The following is a 16,036-nucleotide window of genomic DNA, read 5'->3' on the forward strand; positions in this document are numbered from 1 at the left end:
GGTTTTTCAGTCAGTCAGGCTGTTTGTCACCTGACTCCGGGGCATTTCTTTCGTCATCTTTGGGATTTTTGTCAGGCGATTTTTTACGTGGATTATAATCCGGTTGGTCGCCTTTCACGGGACGATCGGTCATCACGTTCTCCTCGTATTCGCTGGATGGATATTAAGTTTAGTTCCCTGTTGGTTGTTAAGCCAAACGGTCATTGATGAATATCATTCGTTGTACCCATCGCCAGTGCGCTTGCGCTGGCGGGGTCAAACAAGGAAAGACTTTCGATTTGATCAACCATAATAACTTTGCGAAATTCCAGCGCACATTTAGGTTTAGATGTGAAATCGATCCCGTGTTCGTGATACCAGCTACTGTAGTTATGCTCAACAGCAAGACTGAGTGTGCGCGCATCGCGGTAACCGCTGAGCATAGGGATAAGAACAATATTTGCAGTACTGGCGTATTCGAATGTGGCTGCGTGGATCATACCGATATAAATCCGACGGGACTTGAGTGTTACCCACGCCAGTTCACCTTCCTCCATACACTGTAACAGCATCTGTTCAATACCATTGGACCGTGACAGGCGCTGATACAGGTCTTTCCGACTGGAAGCGGTGAGGCGGGCACTGCCTGCCCAGTTTGATCGGTAAACACAAAACAGTACCGCGAACGCCAGCATGATCACCACAGGGGCCTGAATACCGAGGAAACTCCATGTCATGAATTCCACATGCCATCGGGCGTGTACCACGTCACTCAGCGCAAACGTGTTATTCATAGCAGATGCGCCAAGTAACAGCAGCCAGACAAGCCCCGTTGCGAGCACGCCCTGAAGAACAAAAATACAGCCATACAACGCGATCAAAAAATATACATCCCAGCCGATCGAACGTTTGATCTTCAACCTGCTGGACATATCCCGGCTGGTGTACCAGTAACCACACACCATCAGAACCATAAAAATGGCTGTACCCATCTAGATGTCCTTTAATGTTTTAACGTGGTGAGAAAAGTCGCGCTGTACCTTGGGACTTAAGGGATTAACCGAAGCGTTTCCATCCTCATCAATGATTATTCTGTCACCTTCCTCAATAGATTCTCTCATATCCTGCTGGCTCATCACCTGTAAAAGGGATTCCGGACTACTGAAGAGAGATATAAAGAACCTAACCATTTTTGAATTCCAATTTAAACGTTTAGGTTCAAGTCTGGCAGATGAAATTAAATTCGTTCCAGGTCTAAGAAACAAAAGGGATGTAATTGCTAAATTGCGGATAAATCTGTAATGAACGCTGAAGCCAACAGAACTGCAGCAACATCAGGCCAGCATACAAATGTTATTGAAGAGCTTTGCTTCAGGTGCGTAATGTATCAAGTGCCAGGCTCCATACTGACCGGCCACATTCAGGACAAGGACCTTGTTCACCTTCATTCATATGCTGAACTGCACCACATCGGTTACATGCAAACTGCCCGTCATGGGGGATGCGGGTAAAACAGGGGCGATGTTCATTCGGCAATACGGACAGACCGGGTACAACGTCATCATCTCCATAGAAGTACAGACTCAGCTGGCCATCAACTTCTACAAAACCAAGGCGAATCTGTCCGAGATGTTCTGCTCCTTTCAGACGCAATTCCATAAGGAATTCATCTTCTGAAATATTGAGTCCGTCAAGATTAGCCGAGACGTATTTTCCGTCCGCGATCAGCGTTACTACGTCACCTTCTACCAGCGTAGAGATGTAGGAAGACTTCGTCATGGCCCACGTAGTTAACCTGTAGAGAAGGAGAAGAACCACGAACACGAGAATAACTGGAAGAACAGGAACATCATCATAAAAAGTAACATCCCCTGAAGCAGACCCCAGTGTCAGTATGACCACGACCTCAAAGAGCGAAAGCTGCTGGACACCTCGTCGGCCAGAAATTTTGAGGAAAATGAACACTACGGCATAAGCAATAAAGACACGAACGATGACTTCGAAAAGAAAGGTGTAGGGTTGGTCGTTGATCAGAAATTTATGCAAATCGAAGCCTACCATAGGGTATACCTTCTAAGTTGTTATCAAAATTTTTCACAGTAATTATAATCCTTTATGAAGCTGTTAATGATTTTTCGTGGCGATAATGTAAAGTGAAGTTATTAGATTGAGTCTTCACATCAAACCTATGTTAATAAAAATGTTTTCCTTGATAAGGAGAGTGGCTCGTTGATCTGTAAGGATTTATTCATTAGCACTGATGTAATGCTGTTCTTAGTCTATTCAAAGGTTGCAGTATGAGTCGCTATCTTTTCAAGCCGGAGTAAGGGGTTAGATTTTTTTGATATTTAGATTGATAACTAATCAAAAATCTTTACATCAATTTATTTGTGTGATGGAAGGTGGTTTTGAATGATTTCATTTCCCTTTCAGTGACAAGGTGCTCAAAGTAATTGACATCACTGTATAATAATCTGTATGGAAGCGCACTTATAAGTGCTATGTACTGTTCACAGAGAGAGCATTATTAATAAGTTAATGATTCAGTATTTTTTAAGGCTGATGGAGATTGTCTGGGTTTTTGTGTGTTTTATTATTGGTGCCAGATCACATAGTGAAATTTACTCAAGGTTTTTCTTTAATTTTTTAAATGAACGACTAATAATTTAAGATTGAGCAGAGATAATTCAACGGGGTAAGTAACATGTCATCAATAGATGGAAAGCCCGAAGCAATTCGCGTGGCACAGTACCTGCGAATGTCTACTGAACATCAGCAATATTCAATTGAAAATCAAGAACGATTTATCCATGAATATGCAGAACGCCATGGCATGATTATCACTCATACTTATGATGATGCAGGAAAGAGTGGAGTTACGTTGTCTGGAAGGAATGGTTTGAAGCAGTTGCTTAAAGATGTTATGAATCATATTGTTAATATAAATGCGGTGCTGGTATACGATGTCAGCCGGTTTGGTCGTTTTCCAGACCCTGAAGAAGCCGCTCATTACTCTTATTTGTTGAAAGAGCATGGTGTACGTATCATTTATTGTGCAGATCCTTTGCCCGATGAGTATCCAGAGATGTCTATGCTCGCTCTGCCTGTCCTGAGATACGGGGCTGCCAGCTACAGTAAAAATCTTTCTCAAAAAGTCTTCATCGGACAAGTCAATTTAGTCAGGCGAGGATTTCATCAGGGAGGAACATGTGGTTACGGATTGCAGCGATTACTCATTGACGAGCGCTCTGAAAGCAAAGGTGTTCTTAAAAGAGGCCAGAGAAAAAGCCTTCAAACTGATCGTGTCATCTTGATACCCGGCCCAGAGGACGAAGTTAAAGTCGTTAATCAAATCTATGACTATTTCATTTATGATGGTTACAGTGAGGGCGAGATAGCAAGCCTGCTTAATTTGAAAGGTATTATTGCGGAAAATAACAGTGAATGGAGTAGAGGTAAAGTAAGGCAGATTTTAACCAACGAAAAATATGTTGGAAACAATGTCTATAATCGTGTTTCATTTAAACTAAAAGTCAGACATGTGCGTAACCCTCCAGAAGAATGGGTTCGTTGTGATAATGCGTTTGACCCTGTTGTTTCAACTGAAAAATTTACTCTCGCCAATGAAATTATCAAGCGTCGCATGAAGTATTATGAAGATGAAGAGCTGATCGATTATTTAAAAAAGTTATATTTAGATGAAGGTGGTGTAACATCTAAGATATTAAAAGAAAACAGTGGGCCAAACGCTAACGTCTTCACTCGACGCTTTGGTAGCCTGATAAAGGCTTATCGACTTGCTGAAATCCCGCTAAAGACAGACTACAGTTATATTGAAATAAATAAACATCTTAAGGATGTATGTCGAACCAGCAATGAGGCGTTGGCTAATGACCTTGCTTCAATGCATTGCACAGTGATTAACACCCCATCTGAGATCAAGGTTTGTAATGAGACCAGCATCTGTTTTCTAATGTCGAAATATAAGGAGACTAAAGCAGGAAGTATGCGTTGGCAAGTTAAAGCCGGGAAGGCTACAGAGTTTGACCTTACTGTGATCGTGAGAATGGAAAAAGAAAACAAATGTCCTGAAGATTATTTTGTTATTCCTACAATAGATAAATTTTCCCTTGATATAAAACTTAAGTTGAATAATCCACGTCATATTCAACTCTACAGATTCAGTAGTCTTGACAGGCTCATTGAGCTGTTTAAGCGTACCACTGTTACTGAGGCGCAGATATGAGCAGACAAAAAGTTGAAATGATTGCCATCGACGTCATCAAGGTAGTGAATGAGAGGTCAAGGAATAAAGTTGTTCATGATGAGATTACGGAAACGATTCATTCATCTGGACTGCGTCGTCCTGTTACTGTACGCAAGATAAAAGATGAAAATTATCAGTATGCCCTTATCTGTGGGCAGGGCAGACTTGAATCCCTGTCTTTACTCGGTGAAAAATTTGTTCCTGCTATTGTGAAAGATGTCTCGTCTGAGGATGCTTACGTCATGAGCCTTGTTGAAAACATTGCCCGGCGTAAACCCAGAGCCAATGAACTTTATGAACGAATCAGAGAGATGTATTTGAGTGGTGTCAGTGAAGAAGCAATATCTGAGTATGTCGGATGCTCTGTTCATTGGGTGCAAAGTGTACTTCTTCTGCTTAACAGAGGTGAGCAGAAACTTCTGTCAATAGTTGAGTCAGGTGATATACCGATTTACATGGCCGTAGAATTTGCTCGCTGTAGTGGCGAAGAGAACCAGGACATACTTATTGAAGCTTATGATAAAGGGATAGTTAAGCATCATAATGTAACCAAAATAAGAGAAATTCTGGAAATGCGTTCTGCCGGGCTGAAAGGTAATGCGAATCTTGCTTATACAAAAAGACAGACTTCAAAGAAAATCACTCCTGAACAATTACTGGATATTTACCAGAAGAGTGTCGAGGAGCATAAGAATATTTTAAGGAAATATGAAACCGTCGTTGAAAGTATCACGTTGTGCAAACGGATAATGTCTAACCTATTAAAGAATCCAGACTTTATTCGGGTATTGAGCGAAGAAGGATTAAATAGTGTTCCCGATGCGATACTGGATAAACATGACAGGGAGGAGACTGAAAATGATTCAGCGCTGCTTCAATGATGAGTTTTTAGAGCTTCCAGTAAGCAGGCTCATTAGCTCTCGCAAACTGCCTGAAAATATCAAACTTAGTGTTAAATACAGGCAGATCGTTGCGTCAATAAAAGAAATCGGTCTTGTTGAGCCTGTCATAATTTTCCCTGAAGATGGTGGGAGAATACTGAAAATAATTGATGGTCATTTGAGAGTTGAAGCACTTATCGAACTCTCAATTGATAAAGTAACCTGCCTGGTATCAACCATTCCTGATTCATACACCCCCAACAAACAAGTCAACCGTTTAACTGTTTTGCAAGAACACAAGATGATAAAAAAAGCAATAGATTCAGGCGTGACTGTCAGCAAGCTTGGTGCTGCGCTGGGCTTGAGCGCAGAAGCGATAAGACAGCGATTCAACCTTACAAAAGGAGTTGAACCAGAGGTAATGAATCTCCTGGCTAACAATGTCGTACCTCTGTCTGTTTTCTCAGTCTTAAGAAAGATGAAACCTCTTCGACAGATTGAGGTTGCACATATTATGGTTAATCTACAAAATTTTTCATTAAAATTTGCCGAATCCCTTCTTTATGCGACAGAGGAACGGTTACTGCTGACTCCCGGCAAGAAGAAAGAAACGATGGAGCTTAATGAAAGCATTGTCAAACTGGAGCGGGAGATGAATGCGGTACAGCAGGAAGTCAGTAACATTGACAGTTCATATTCGGAAGAAGTACTCAAGTTTGTCATTATTAAAAACCATATTACCAGCCTCCTTAACAATCCAAAGGTGGTCCTTTGGTTACTCGAAAACAATGATGATTATCTCAAGATTCTGAAGAGAATATCTGATGTTAAAAATCTTGATTCGGCACCGTAAAGTTTGCGGGATTTTGCAGGGTTGTTGAGTGATAGTCAGGGCTGGTGAGCATTGTATTGACGTAGTCTTATGCAATCAACATTGAATGAGACGAGACACTATTACTTATTCTGAAAATTAGTCCTATTTTTTAGCGGGTGACGGGGTTTTCTTTGTGAATTCATAGGCATTCTGTAAGTGCTGGGTGTTGCAGTTTGTTTTACGTAAACGATTGCATTGAAACCCATAAGGGATTTGCGTAGTAATAATAAACATCACGGGATGTGAGTATTTATTGTCATTACTGAGCGATAAAGGCCTTAAAAGATGGGTAATCAAAGCTATGTAGTCGTAATCGGAGAGACCAATATTCTTCATTGTGGTTTTTTTCATATGATAAAGGAGGAATGTCAAAAAAATAATTTCCTCCCACTTTTCTTGAAAAATGAACGAGAGTTATGGAAGAGATCGCCTGCTGGCTCATCTGATGTCTATCGCCTTGCCATTATTTGTATGGGAGTAGATGTTTTTTTTCCACACTGGTTAAGTGCATTTTTAACACTACTAAGAAAAGCCAATGGAAATGTGCTGATTTTTACAGACCAACATGATCTTCTCTGTAAACGTAAAAAAGGCCTCCTGAATCGGGTTCATGAACTGGAGCATGTACTGGATGTGTCAATGCCTGAGACTTATATCTCCTTTCTTGTTGAATATTACCTGAACCGAGAGTGTTCCCTCGACGACAGAAGTAAAATGTCGCAGCGGGAACTGGCTGTTATCGATGGGTTCCTTAGTGGCATTGATGTTGTCTGTCATTCAACATGGATGGGCATTACACCAAAGACGCTGTATCAGCACAGAAAGAACTGTGCCAACAAACTCGGTGTCAGAAATCTGAAAGATTTACTCAGGCTTTGATTTTCAGGAGGGAGCTGCGTGCCCGTCATAAACATCCATAAAATCGACTGGTTCAGGATCCTTTCCGACATGAGCCGTTCAGGCTACTCGCTACAGGATATTGCCGAAGAACTCGATGTTGTTGCCTCTACGCTGATCGGCTGGAAAAAGGGGGCCAGTCCCCGTCACCATACCGGTGAAGCGCTCATTGAATTGTGGTGCCGTGTAAACAGTAAGGGCAGACACGAATTGCCGAAGGAGAAGTTTGTACAGAAATTCATTTTTCACTCAGCCAGTCGTGCCTGCCGTCATTCAGAAAAATGAATCAGGTCGCTCTCATAGTGCCGGATGACTTTACCGGCACGGAGTATTCCTGATGAAACTTGAAAGTGTTGTTAAGTATCACTCTCCTCGATCGCTCTCACCTCATGCCCTCAGCGTAGCCACCTCACCGGACAACCTTTCTGGTACTGATGTGATTGCTGCGCTAGGCATGGCGTTAAAGAGGGCACCACTGGGTTATTCGGCGTTTTGCAGCAAGATGAACCTCAGCCAACGTGACAGAAAACGTACTGTTGAGTTACTTACTTTAGTGGGCCTCAGGGTATCCGGCCGTTATCCGGCGCTGACAAAATTAAGTGTGAGAGAGCAAAGGGCGGTCATCAAGGTTATCGCAATCTACGCTTATCTCGATTACGCGCGAAGTCCGGAGACTGAGATCCCCTGCCATGCATGTTCCAGCACCGGTTTCAGAAAAGGTAAGCGGTGCAGTAAGTGTGCGGGTAAAGGGATGACGCGCGCAGCCTGTAAGGACTGCAAGGGGCGGGGCCAGTCAGTTAACCGGATGAAGACCGAACTGAAGGGCGTACCGGTCTATCAGGACTGTAAGCGCTGTGGCGGGCGGGGATTTGAACGTATCCCGTCAGCAGTAGTGTTCAGGGCGTTGTGTCAGGTTTCCAGCGGTATCTCTCTGGATACCTGGAACAAAAGCGTTAAACAACTTCTGGACTTTCTCATTGCGGAGCTGCACAGAGAAGAAGCCTGGGCTGACAGGCAAATTTCTCGCATCACTAAGTAGCGAGCGATATACACTGTAGCTATGAAATAGCCCGCTATTTACATTTCCATTTTTTGGGGTAAACTTGCTCTAACAATGGGTCACTGACTCTGAAAAAGCTTAAGAGCCCTGGCATATCAAAACCGCCGGGGCTTTTTTATTTCAAGATTTTCCTCCGCTGCACTGCATCTCTTTTCAGGCAGCCTGTTTTATCCTTACTTCACTACGGCATAACCCCATGAGCAAACTGACGACAGGTGCAGCTTACAGCGCATCTGCGGGTGCCATCGTGCACAGCATACTGACATGGTTCAGCCCGGAAGAATGGAGTGCACTGGGTGTGCTGGTGGGTATCAGCATCGCCATCGTTACCTGCATCGTGAACTGGTATTACCGGCGTAAAGCAACACTCGCCAGTATCGAGGCGAACAGGTGTCACTGCAGTACTGCCAGAGACTGAACCGTGGCTCTTTCATCTGCCCTAAGAAAGCGCCTCCTGGCGGTTGCCGGGGCAGGTGCGTTCACTATAGCCGCAACATTGCTTGGCGGTTCAGATGGACTGGAAGGGCGGCGGTATACCCCTTATCTGGATGTGGCGGGCGTTTTAACTGTGTGTGACGGGCACACCGGTGCTGATGTCATCAGGGATAAAAGCTATACCGATTCGGAATGTGACAGCCTGCTCCGAATCGATCTGCAGCAGGTGAAAAACAGCGTAGATGCTCTCGTCAATGTTCCTCTCAATGATTACCAACGCGCTGCGCTTTACAGCTTTGCATATAACACAGGTACACGCGCATTCGCTTCTTCTAAACTTCTGTTGAAACTGAATGCCGGCGATATCAACGGAGCGCGTGAAGAACTGCGCCGCTGGATTTATGCAAAGGGTGTCAGGCGAAAGGGGCTCATCAACAGAAGACAGATCGAACGCTGGCTGTTTGAAGTGAAAAACAAAGATGACCTGCGGTAAAAGAAATATATCTCTGCTGGTGGCTGTCGTGTTGCTTTCAGTAAATCTGATAGTGGGCCTCACGGCATACAATCAGCATGTCAAAGCAACTCTGCTCAACCTCAAGAACCAGCAGTTAGCGTCTGAAAAACTATCTGCAGAAGCCATTACCCGAAATGTCATCCAGACCACACTTCTCATGCACGACCTGGCAAGAGCAACTGCGAGGGACAAAGATAGTCTTCGGGAGAACAGCGAGCGAAGGGTGGTTGTCATCCGGAAACTGGTCAAGGGGGACAACTGTGCTGTTGAGCCTGTTCCTCATGACGCAAATGAGCAGTTGCGTGCGCACCGAAACGAAATACGTTAGCGCACCCGCAGTACCATTGCCTGAAAGCTTACTGAGCGATTGCGCGGTACCTGAACTTCCAGAGCACTTCACCTGGGGAGCCAGTCTTGAGCTGAATGAAAAACTGCTTACCGAACTTCAAAACTGCAACAGAGATAAAGCGGCTATACGGGAAATTGAAAATACCAGGCATTCAGAAGACAGTAAGCAAAGCAACCAGTGACGTCAGTAATCAGGCAACATTAAAGCGTTTTTAGTTTTAAATGAATCATCTGATAATAGGTAGCTTATATAAGGCGTTACTTAATACATCACACAGATGTTTTAAGCCAAGCGCGTCGAAGGGAATAATTTCTACCCGAAGCCTTCCTCACATTTTTCAAAAGGGATGAAAAGATGTCATTCATGATGACTAAACTTTTATCACCCATTGAGGGTGCTGGAGGAAGATATGTCTGAACGTCCAGATACTGAACCAGATAAAGTTAAGCCGCGTCCGGGGGCTGATTAACGTTAAGTTGATAACGATGATGATGGGTGCGGTGAGTAGAGTACCACTCTCTGTCAGACGAGCCGCCTGTGGCGGCTCTGTTGTTTATCCGTAGTAGGTACCCGGTCGCTTATGCTGGCTGACTGCCATCAATCGAGGGTGAATCAAAACGGATATATTGTCGTATCGCTTCGTGAAGTGCGCGGTTACGGCCGGTATCGAGCCCGCGCTCTTCGTACTCCTTAGCCATCTGAATCAGGACTTCATCGTACTTCCCTTTAAAAGTGATGTTGTTCAGGGCCACCTGTTTGATCATGAGTTCACGCAGTACATCGGTCTCGACCTTGAGGCGCAACACGGTTTCCTCAAGTTCCTTAATTCTGCTCTCAGCTGACATTGTCACTCCCTATATTTTCAATTGGACAGTATTTATCACAGACAGATAACTGCATGAAAACTATCTCATTGAATAGAGTGACGCTCAAGCAATAACAGGTATTACCAGGGGTAAGCGAACCGTTAATTAATGCCTCTTGTTACTGCTTTTCATGCTAAAGCAATTTATTTTCCCGGGTGTTAATTTCAGGGTTTTCTTTAAAGGCCTTGATTGGAATTTACTTAACTTTGAGTCCCCAACCTGAAATATGGCCTACATTTAAATAACATTAACAGTGAGGTTATTTATGAAAGATCATAATTCTAATGAGCAACGCAAGAAAGAAGGGGATGTCCACAAGGGATTACCTGAGGCGGCACCTAATGCGGGCAACGCTTACGAAGAAGACGATCACCCGGCAAAAGACAATCCCAATGAACACGGTGAGATCCCCCGTACGCGCGATGACAGCAAAGACCATAAGCGAGATCCCTTTAAGGACAAGTAGTAAAAGCTGAACAGCCAAAATCATGTTGAAGGAGACAAACCATGAATCTTTCAAAATTAGCCAAGCATCTGGACCTCACTCAGGATGAACTGTTGGAAATGGGGCTTAGCCCTAACGATATTCACCAGGACAACAGTCAATCCGGTGATGATGGGCACTCATACTACTTCAACGTACCTGACGTGACGCCGGACCGCATACTGGGCAAGAAAGGCTGGTCTCTGGGTGAGCGGGTAGAAGTGGATGCCAGTGTTATTGATACTGATGGAGAGTAGCAAAAGTTCTAGCAGTTTCGATCGTGCTCGATGGTAATTACCCAATCCTGAAGACATTTAAAATTTATGGCCGCACTTTATCAGGTGCGGCTTTTTTACGACATAGTTCCAATCTGCGCAATCGCATGCGTGTTTAACGAGAGCCTTTCATAAAGTGAGCCTGAGAAAAGCCGTTATAGGCGGCGACCTCTCTCGGGCGGCTTTTCTGTGCGAACAGGCTCACTTTCTAAAAGGTATGATTCATGAACGTGATTCCACTGGAATACAAAGGCGAAGCTGTTCGCTTCAATACTGATGGCTGGATCAACGTCACTGGTGTGGCTGAACGATTCGGTAAGCGAGTCGATAATTGGATGCGATTGGTTGAAACGCTTGAATATTTCCGTGCGTAAGATCAAGCACTCACCGGTAAAGAATCTAAAATTCTACATCCCTCACAATACAGTTATGTAAGAACGAGCAAGGCTCGAAAGGACAGGGGCGGCGGCACATGGTTGCATCCTAAGTTATCTGTGGCCTTTGCTCGTTGGTGCGATGCAAGCTTCGCCGTCTGGTGTGATCTGCACATCGACAGCCTACTCCGTGGTGAATTGTCCGAGCAGCAGAGGTTTGAGCAAGCATGTCGCATTCGTGATGATCGTAAATCGAAAGCGAGTAAAGGAGCACGAGAAATGGCGCGTTGGAGATGGGACAAGCCAGAATTGAACGCCAGTGTCGATTACTGGCGTGACCAATTGCAGCTAACACTGGATATTGCCATTTAGTGAAGGAGAGGCCTGCAAGTCATGAACCGCCTTCATCACGGTTTTCACCCCCTGAATGACGTACCGCCTCTCACCGTGACTATTTCACCTTTAGAAAGTGGTTCGACGTCGCCATGACGCCAACAGCTGGATTACAGTAATACTTTAACAGCAGGTGCATTAAGTAAATTCATGAGATACCATCGACCACATCTAAGAGGAAGATTAATGAAATTAAAGCACAGGTTCGAAGAGTATTCGGAAGCAGAATTCACTCAATTAGTGAGACTAATTTTTAGCGCTGAAGGTGGTGTAAGTTTTCAGGATGAACTGCTTGAAAATTTCATCGCGGTTACAGAACATCCTGACGGTTCTGACCTGATTTATTACAGCCATGACGATAATCTTACACCTGAAAAAGTTGTTGCGACGGTGAGGGATTGGCGCAGGATGGAAAGTTTACCAGACTTTAAAAAATGACAATCATCGAGCGTACTTGTCAATACGCCCGATGATAAATGTTTATTCAGTGATCTCGCGTTTTTCACTTACAAGCGCAGGTAAAGTGAAAGCGTAGGTCAGGAATACTTCAGTAAATTTCAATAACTGATCGACCTCGTCAGACTCAAACTCTTCATCTGAGTGAACCGCGCCATTGGTGTCGATTCGAACAATATGCGCCCAATCGGCCATTTCTTGTGTAATTAGTCCTGTCTGACGTAGAGCTGATATTCTTCGAACTAATTTATCTTCATCACCAACATGTAAAACTTTTGTTGCTATATCAATGACTTTTCTACAATTCATGGCGCTGGTTTCGTACCTTCCACGTACGAAGTCTTCTTTTGCTTCAATGAAAAATTTTGATGCTCGTTCTGGAGTGCTTGGAGGAGATTCAATAGCCGGAGCTATTGGATAGATATCAGTTACATGGAACTTATTGCTTTTATTAACAATCAGAGGGAAGGCAGAGTTGTTAGCATGAAAAGTCGGACTTGCAGTGCCAGTCCTTGCAACTTCAGCTATTAGTAACCTAAAACATGATTGGCACTGGAATACCAATGAGAAAAAATTTTCCTTTAAAGGTGTTTCAGCTATAAACTTGAACATTGCATGTTCTTTAATGCAATGAGGACATGTTTCGTCGATCGATATTATTGCCATAATATACATTCCTTTGAATTAAAGATTAAATAATAAAGGCGCTCACCGACAAACAGGAGATGCCCTGTCAAGAGTGCCTGACCGATTCGGGAATTTCCCAAGGAACTCTCACATTAACTCGCCTTCCAATGCATCTGGTAGGTCCGGATCGAAGGTGGCAGCGGGTTCGACACTTTGGTCGATGACTGTAGGGCCATATTGTTCAGCTAAGAAACGCTCTCTGTAGAGATAATATGCAGCCTCACAGACATTTGAGGTGAAGTATGCGTTAAAGCCACCGCCCACAACAGCACCGGCTACAGGTATGATCTGAGCGAGTTTTGCTTTGGTAATCTTAACTCCTAAACTGCTGGCTATTTGCTGGATGATTTTTACGAATGTATGTTGCTCAAGTTGCTTCCAGGTTTGTTTTTTGGCAACTTGCTGTGAGATTTTTACAAGTTGAGCCATCGCCACATTTTTAGATGCATCTGCAGGTGATGAAGAAAGTGCAAGAATGTTAAAAGCAAAAAGTCGCTCCTCTTGCCTTTCTATGTCAAATCCATAATAGGTTGCATATTCACCTATAGCTCGCAGGTTTAGAGCAATCAGCGTCGGGATATCAATTGCAATCCCAGCTATACCCGCAGCTCCAGCGCCAGCACCTTCTGCAAGAGCTAAGCTTTTGTACTTCGCAGCAAGCCAGCCGACGGTCTTATCAGCATCTTCCAGTGTAAGTTTGGATACGTCTTTTAGTGATTGCACGTGCACGTGTCCATCCGAGCGATATTCCTCAAGGATAGCATCCGGCCTAACAGACCATTGAGCCGCATCATTGCATACGCTAATTAGTCCTTTAACCGCTTTCTGTATTGCTTCACCCACAACCGGTGTGGAAAGCACTGCATTACCTGCAGCGTTCAAAGGTTCATTGATTACCTTCAGAGCCTTATCAAACCACCCTATCTGAGGGTTTTTCCAATGATGGATCTCTTTAAGTGCCTTCTGATCATACGCCTTAATTTTCATAGCAATCCCTGAGTTTTCCGCTTGTTGGTAAAGCCGAATGCATTAACGCCTTGAATGAATATTTATCGGATGAGATTGCAGATTGTTTACTACTAAAATTAGTGGTTACCGCGGCAGAAAGACCATGCTCATGTTTAATTGTTGAAAGGTATTACTGGTTCTGAGGCTTAAGTTGACAAGGCTAACCCCCAAACAAGAAATGTTTTGTCGCGAGTACCTCATCGATTTGAATGCTACGCAAGCTGCTATACGGGCGGGATACAGTAAAAAAACTGCCCGCGCATCAGGTTGTGAAAACCTTACAAAACCCAACATTGCCGAGCAAATTGCTCGACTCAAATCTGGCCGAAATGAACGGACTGAGATAGACGCCGATTATGTTCTGCGTCGTCTGGTGGAAATCGATGAAATGGACGTGCTCGACATCCTGAAAGATGATGGTGGCCTTAAGATGGTGCACGAGTGGCCTAAAGTCTGGCGCACGACACTGAGCGGTCTGGACGTGCTGACGACCGTCATCAATTTCGACGAAACCACTACTGAAAACATCCTCAAGAAGATTAAGTGGCCCGATAAAGTGAAGAACCTGGAATTGCTGGGTAAGCACATCGCCGTACAGGCTTTCCGCGAGCAGGCTACCCATGCGCTGACAGGCAAGGATGGTGGCCCTGTTAAGGTTAAACTGCTCTCCCGCGAGGAATACCGGCAGGCCCGCCGGGAAATGTTAGAGGATGACGACTGCTGACTGTAAGACCGCTGCACGCCGTATAGAGTGTGAAGAGGACGGGATGTATTTTGCCCGTTACTTCTTCAAGCAGCGCACTGGCAGCCGGATGATAGTCGCGCCACATCATCAGGTCATACAGCAGACGCTTGACCGGGTGATTGATGGCGAGATACAGCGCCTCATTATCAATGTTCCACCGGGTTACACTAAGACCGAACTGGCTACCATCAACATGATGGGCCGGGGGCTGGCACTGAACCGCCGTGCCCGCTTCATGCACCTGTCGTATTCCCACAACCTGGCGTTACTGAACTCGTCGACCACGCGCAGCATCGTTAAATCGTCTGCCTATCAGGCCATGTGGCCCATGTCGCTGCGCGACGATGCGGACAGTAAAGCCATGTGGTGGACCGAATACGGCGGCGGGGTGTATGCCTCCTCGGCTGCGGGACAGGTTACCGGCTTTCGTGCCGGCCATATGGAGCCAGGCTGGCAGGGAAGTCTGATCATTGATGACCCGGTGAAACCCGATGACGCCTACAGCGAAATTATCCGCGACGGGGTGAACACCCGCTTTAACGAAACCATTCGCTCCCGTCTGGCCATCGAGACCACGCCTATTGTGGTCATCATGCAGCGCATCCATTACCACGACCTGAGTGGCTATCTGCTGCGGGGTGGCAGTGGTGAGAACTGGCACCACCTGAACCTGCCCGTGCTGATTGATAACAGCCAGAGCTATTCAGCGCAGTACCCTGAAAACACCCACGCGATACCGGTTGAGCATGGCCTGCCTGACGGCTGGCTCTGGCTATACAAGCACAATGAGTCGCACCGGGTTTCCCTGTTTTCACACCGGCGTACTGCCGAAGCGCAGTACATGCAGCGCCCACGGCGATTTAACGCTGAAGGGGCACTCTGGACTGAAGCGATGGTCTCCGGCGCACGTGCGCTGGATATCGCCCTGCAGCCATCGCGTACCGTCGTGGCCATTGACCCGCAGGCAACTAACAGTGAAGAGAGTGACGAAACGGGGATTGTGGTGGCGAGCAGCTACGGGCGCGGTAACGACCGGCTGTTCTCTGCTGACGCGGATTATTCGGGTAAGCACTCGCCCAACGGCTGGGCCAAGCGGGCCATCCGTGCCTATGAAGAGCACCACGCTGAAGCCATTGTCATTGAGACCAATCAGGGCGGTGATATGGCCGAAGATACGCTGCGCAACGCGGGCTTTCGTGGGCGCGTCATTCGTGTCCATGCCAGTAAGGGCAAGTTTGCCCGGGCTGAGCCTATCTCTGCGCTGTACGAACAGGGCCGGGTGGCGCATCGCGGCAACCTCTACCAGCTCGAGAACCAGCTGCTGGAATACGTACCCGCCACAGCCAAAAAATCTCCGGACCGCCTCGATGCGCTGGTCTGGGCCATTACCGAACTGTTCCAGCCGAAGGGCACGACAGTCCGTCCATTTTCTGCCTGACTGAATATCACCATGAGCAACGACGTCCGGAAGCGATCGCCAAGAATTGAGTCG

General features: G+C 45.5%; 22 protein-coding genes and 1 pseudogene. 16 read left to right on the plus strand and 7 right to left on the minus strand.

What is annotated here, in order from left to right; all coding sequences use genetic code 11:
* Positions 1-10 precede the first annotated feature (10 nt).
* The 4 genes from QMZ30_RS14515 to QMZ30_RS14530 form a co-directional block, all read right to left on the minus strand.
* A complete protein-coding gene (locus QMZ30_RS14515) occupies positions 11-133 on the minus strand; it encodes a hypothetical protein (RefSeq protein WP_283227910.1) in 123 nt (40 codons plus the stop codon).
* A 67-nt stretch (positions 134-200) separates the two neighbouring features.
* Positions 201-971 (minus strand): hypothetical protein, encoded by a 771-nt coding sequence (locus tag QMZ30_RS14520; protein ID WP_283227911.1) that lies wholly within the window; start codon positions 969-971, stop codon positions 201-203.
* A complete protein-coding gene (locus tag QMZ30_RS14525; RefSeq protein ID WP_283227912.1) occupies positions 972-1,169 on the minus strand; it encodes a hypothetical protein in 198 nt (65 codons plus the stop codon). It abuts the gene before it with no gap.
* A 181-nt stretch (positions 1,170-1,350) separates the two neighbouring features.
* Complete coding sequence (locus QMZ30_RS14530) at positions 1,351-2,040, minus strand: YetF domain-containing protein (RefSeq protein ID WP_283227913.1); 690 nt, start codon at positions 2,038-2,040, stop codon at positions 1,351-1,353.
* A 643-nt stretch (positions 2,041-2,683) separates the two neighbouring features.
* Here QMZ30_RS14530 and QMZ30_RS14535 point away from each other — a divergent pair.
* The 9 genes from QMZ30_RS14535 (at position 2,684) to lysC (ending at position 9,437) form a co-directional block, all read left to right on the plus strand.
* A complete protein-coding gene (locus tag QMZ30_RS14535) occupies positions 2,684-4,225 on the plus strand; it encodes a recombinase family protein (RefSeq protein ID WP_283227914.1) in 1,542 nt (513 codons plus the stop codon).
* A complete protein-coding gene (locus tag QMZ30_RS14540; RefSeq protein ID WP_283227915.1) occupies positions 4,222-5,127 on the plus strand; it encodes a ParB/RepB/Spo0J family partition protein in 906 nt (301 codons plus the stop codon). The genes QMZ30_RS14535 and QMZ30_RS14540 overlap by 4 nt, the downstream gene beginning before the upstream one ends.
* Positions 5,105-5,980 carry a plasmid partitioning protein RepB C-terminal domain-containing protein gene (locus QMZ30_RS14545; protein ID WP_283227916.1) on the plus strand — a complete coding sequence of 292 codons (876 nt, stop codon included), beginning with the start codon at positions 5,105-5,107 and terminating at the stop codon, positions 5,978-5,980. The genes QMZ30_RS14540 and QMZ30_RS14545 overlap by 23 nt, the downstream gene beginning before the upstream one ends.
* Before the next feature lie 306 nt (positions 5,981-6,286).
* Positions 6,287-6,880, plus strand: a complete 594-nt coding sequence (locus QMZ30_RS14550) for a helix-turn-helix transcriptional regulator (protein ID WP_283227917.1) — start codon at positions 6,287-6,289, stop codon at positions 6,878-6,880.
* 18 nt (positions 6,881-6,898) lie between these two features.
* Entirely contained in the window at positions 6,899-7,183 is a 285-nt protein-coding gene (locus tag QMZ30_RS14555; protein ID WP_283227918.1) for a hypothetical protein, read from the plus strand.
* A gap of 52 nt (positions 7,184-7,235) precedes the next feature.
* Complete coding sequence (locus tag QMZ30_RS14560) at positions 7,236-7,937, plus strand: antitermination protein Q (RefSeq protein WP_283227919.1); 702 nt, start codon at positions 7,236-7,238, stop codon at positions 7,935-7,937.
* Positions 7,938-8,154: 217 nt separating this feature from the next.
* Positions 8,155-8,376 (plus strand): phage holin, encoded by a 222-nt coding sequence (locus QMZ30_RS14565; protein WP_283227920.1) that lies wholly within the window; start codon positions 8,155-8,157, stop codon positions 8,374-8,376.
* A gap of 3 nt (positions 8,377-8,379) precedes the next feature.
* Positions 8,380-8,886, plus strand: coding sequence for a lysozyme (locus QMZ30_RS14570; RefSeq protein ID WP_283227921.1), 507 nt, complete (start codon positions 8,380-8,382; stop codon positions 8,884-8,886).
* Between the two features lie 281 nt (positions 8,887-9,167).
* Positions 9,168-9,437 (plus strand): Rz1-like lysis system protein LysC, encoded by a 270-nt coding sequence (gene lysC, locus QMZ30_RS14575; RefSeq protein ID WP_283227922.1) that lies wholly within the window; start codon positions 9,168-9,170, stop codon positions 9,435-9,437.
* 397 nt (positions 9,438-9,834) lie between these two features.
* Here lysC and QMZ30_RS14580 read toward each other — a convergent pair whose 3' ends face one another.
* A complete protein-coding gene (locus QMZ30_RS14580; protein ID WP_283227923.1) occupies positions 9,835-10,101 on the minus strand; it encodes a hypothetical protein in 267 nt (88 codons plus the stop codon).
* A 286-nt stretch (positions 10,102-10,387) separates the two neighbouring features.
* Here QMZ30_RS14580 and QMZ30_RS14585 point away from each other — a divergent pair, with 286 nt between their 5' ends.
* The 5 genes and pseudogenes from QMZ30_RS14585 to QMZ30_RS14605 all read left to right on the plus strand — a co-directional run bounded on the left by QMZ30_RS14585 (position 10,388) and on the right by QMZ30_RS14605 (position 12,086).
* Positions 10,388-10,588, plus strand: a complete 201-nt coding sequence (locus tag QMZ30_RS14585) for a hypothetical protein (protein WP_283227924.1) — start codon at positions 10,388-10,390, stop codon at positions 10,586-10,588.
* 41 nt (positions 10,589-10,629) lie between these two features.
* Positions 10,630-10,863: a hypothetical protein gene (locus tag QMZ30_RS14590; protein WP_283227925.1), complete on the plus strand. Its 234-nt coding sequence runs from the start codon at positions 10,630-10,632 to the stop codon at positions 10,861-10,863.
* A gap of 242 nt (positions 10,864-11,105) precedes the next feature.
* Positions 11,106-11,435: pseudogene (locus tag QMZ30_RS14595) on the plus strand (KilA-N domain-containing protein); the annotation flags it as partial.
* An 18-nt stretch (positions 11,436-11,453) separates the two neighbouring features.
* Positions 11,454-11,627 (plus strand): hypothetical protein, encoded by a 174-nt coding sequence (locus QMZ30_RS14600; protein ID WP_283227952.1) that lies wholly within the window; start codon positions 11,454-11,456, stop codon positions 11,625-11,627.
* A gap of 207 nt (positions 11,628-11,834) precedes the next feature.
* Entirely contained in the window at positions 11,835-12,086 is a 252-nt protein-coding gene (locus QMZ30_RS14605; protein ID WP_283227926.1) for a bacteriocin immunity protein, read from the plus strand.
* 42 nt (positions 12,087-12,128) lie between these two features.
* Here the strand turns inward: QMZ30_RS14605 and QMZ30_RS14610 are convergent, their stop codons facing one another.
* Together QMZ30_RS14610 and QMZ30_RS14615 are read right to left on the minus strand one after the other, a co-directional pair.
* The gene (locus QMZ30_RS14610) at positions 12,129-12,770 is read right to left on the minus strand and encodes a DUF4145 domain-containing protein (protein WP_283227927.1); all 642 of its coding nucleotides are present in this window, start codon (positions 12,768-12,770) and stop codon (positions 12,129-12,131) included.
* A 108-nt stretch (positions 12,771-12,878) separates the two neighbouring features.
* On the minus strand, positions 12,879-13,778 hold the full coding sequence (locus QMZ30_RS14615) for an EcsC family protein (RefSeq protein ID WP_283227928.1): 900 nt from the start codon (positions 13,776-13,778) through the stop codon (positions 12,879-12,881).
* Between the two features lie 172 nt (positions 13,779-13,950).
* On the opposite strand from QMZ30_RS14615, the gene QMZ30_RS14620 reads away from it, so the two are divergent.
* Together QMZ30_RS14620 and QMZ30_RS14625 are read left to right on the plus strand one after the other, a co-directional pair.
* The gene (locus tag QMZ30_RS14620; protein ID WP_283227929.1) at positions 13,951-14,523 is read left to right on the plus strand and encodes a terminase small subunit; all 573 of its coding nucleotides are present in this window, start codon (positions 13,951-13,953) and stop codon (positions 14,521-14,523) included.
* Entirely contained in the window at positions 14,510-15,982 is a 1,473-nt protein-coding gene (locus QMZ30_RS14625) for a phage terminase large subunit family protein (protein ID WP_283227930.1), read from the plus strand. The genes QMZ30_RS14620 and QMZ30_RS14625 overlap by 14 nt, the downstream gene beginning before the upstream one ends.
* Positions 15,983-16,036 lie beyond the last annotated feature (54 nt).

The sequence above is a fragment of the Pantoea sp. EA-12 genome (genome assembly GCF_030053355.1).
Lineage (GTDB): Bacteria > Pseudomonadota > Gammaproteobacteria > Enterobacterales > Enterobacteriaceae > Pantoea > Pantoea vagans_C.